Annotated in this window: 3 rRNA genes; all 3 read left to right on the top strand. The window is 37.4% G+C overall.

The window, feature by feature from the left end:
• A 23S ribosomal RNA gene (locus NV379_RS25860) occupies positions 1 to 187 on the top strand; the annotation flags it as partial.
• A gap of 83 nt (positions 188 to 270) precedes the next feature.
• A 5S ribosomal RNA gene (gene rrf / locus NV379_RS25865) occupies positions 271 to 387 on the top strand.
• Between the two features lie 1,837 nt (positions 388 to 2,224).
• Positions 2,225 to 2,498 (top strand): 16S ribosomal RNA (locus NV379_RS25870); the annotation flags it as partial.

The raw sequence follows: 2,498 nt of genomic DNA on the forward strand, positions 1-2,498 counted from the left end.
AGGAGCACCGCTGGGTAGCTATGTACGGAGGGGATAAGCGCTGAAAGCATCTAAGCGCGAAGCCCCCCTCAAGATGAGATTTCCCAATTAGTAAGACCCCTTGTAGACGACGAGGTTGATAGGTTGGAGGTGGAAGCGCGGTAACGTGTGGAGCTGACCAATACTAATAGGTCGAGGGCTTATCTAAAATAACGAATTTAATTCGTAAAACTGCTTTACACTTCAATTCGCATCTAGTTTTCAAGGCATAAGCCTTGTACAATTAACTTGTTTGGTGACGATGGCGAAAGGGAACCACACGTACCCATCTCGAACACGACCGTTAAGCCTTTCAGCGCCGATGGTACTTGGACCGCAGGGTCCTGGGAGAGTAGGACGTTGCCGAGCAAAAGAGAAAAAGCTGTTACTCCTTGTGAGTAGCAGCTTTTTTGTGTGTTTTGCAGAGAAATATGTTGTTACTTCTTATAAGTAGCAACTCTTTTTTGTTATTAGGTCATGTTATAGAAGATAATTATGAATCTCTGAGTGGTTCTAATAATTTGGGTTAATAGGTCTAGCTATTATTTTTATATAATTACAGAAAAAAATCTTTAGTTGTCCATTTGTTAAAGGGTTGGACTAGTCACTAATGCCAGTGTTATATCGAAAGTTTAATATCTTTTGATATTTATTGAGTAGCTGCTGTCTGTATTTATACTTTTAGGACGCTATATCTGAACCTTAGTTTTGTATATTTATGAATATATCGGAAGTGAGTCTTAATATGATAGATTCAACAAGGAAGGTATCATTATTAATTGGCTACACTTTTACTCAGGATAGACTTAATAAGATTTTCTATACAGAAACCCACACATGTGATTGAGAAGGTAATCCTATGTCACTGATGGTCTATTGTTAATATATATGAATATATAACGATAAATACTTCAGAAAAGGAGTAATCGGTTAATGTGAATAACAATAGGGGGTCAGAGTAGCGGAGTATATTATTGTATTGTTACAAGCAATAGTGATGGCGTTATAAGCAGATGTGTTGTGTGTTCATGTCATCAATAGTGTGACGAGTTTGCAGTTGGGGTAAAAGTACATAGTTTGAAAGTAGGCTAACAAGAAGTTATGGGGCTAATTAATAATAATTAGAAAATCAAATGAATGCTTACTTCTCGTGTACGTTGTTTGTCGCTTACAGTTATCTGTATCAAATTGATGTTGTGGGTTTTATTGAAATCAGCTAGTAGAGCATGTATAGATAAAGTAATATCGTGTAATGAGTAAATTGCGGGATTAATAAGCACTACGTACCTAAATCAATATCTAATCGTAACGGCTTAATGCTTGCCAAATAATTAAAAGCAATATAATGAGATGTGGCTAGTGTGGAAATCAATTATTAGAAGGGTGTATTGCTGTCGCAGGTGATATCTATAAGTACTTACCTTCTACTGATATGTGTTAAGCAACCAGTTGCCTAATGGGATGTAGTATTCATTATTAATGAGATCTATGTATGCGTAAAGCGTAAATGTAAGTGTAATGGTTGTTTGGACTATATAGTGATTGAACTTATAATTTGATTTTCTTAGATAAATGGTGTGTTTAAGTGTAACTGTGTAGAGGGGATTGTGAGTAATAGTGTAGGAGTAATAAATTTAACACCCAAGAAGCTAAACAAACGATGCGTGTATTTGATTAACAGTAATTTTGATGTTGTTTGTTAATAAAAGCGTGATGACCAGTAGTCATTACATTCGCGTTATAATAGGCTGCCTATATTTATTGGTGGGTAGTATATAAAGACAATAGGTGTCTGAGTGTCGCATTTAAATAGTTCTAGAATGTATGTAGTAAAAGATTATCGGTCTGTCCAGTTATAGTGCTGTTATGCCGAATAACATTCGAAAAACACGTAGCTTTCAACTGGATAATTTTATGATATTGCTTTATTGCGTCATGCGTGTTATATTATTAATCCACCCGCTAAACGGGCTGAAAACGAAAAAAGAATATCAAAAACATGTTGACAGAAACATTGAAGACATGATATGATATAAAAGTTGTCGCCGGTAACACGGAAGACGACGAAATAAAGAATTGTCCTTTGAAAACTGAACAACGAGTGAATGAATAGATGAGATTCTAACGAATCTCAAACAGTCGAGATCGTCGCTTTCGAGCGATTGATTGAGACAAGCTAGTAAGTAAATTTTGAGCAATCAGCTCTTTAATGGAGAGTTTGATCCTGGCTCAGGACGAACGCTGGCGGCGTGCCTAATACATGCAAGTCGAGCGGAGATATTCCTTCGGGGATAGCTTAGCGGCGGACGGGTGAGTAACACGTAGGCAACCTGCCTGTAAGACTGGGATAACTCACGGAAACGTGTGCTAATACCGGATAAATAACATTCTCGCATGAGAGAGTTAGGAAAGATGGAGCAATCTATCACTTACAGATGGGCCTGCGGCGCATTAGCTAGTTGGTGAGGTAATGGCTCACC

This window comes from Paenibacillus radicibacter, assembly GCF_024721995.1.
Taxonomy (GTDB): domain Bacteria; phylum Bacillota; class Bacilli; order Paenibacillales; family NBRC-103111; genus Paenibacillus_AM; species Paenibacillus_AM radicibacter.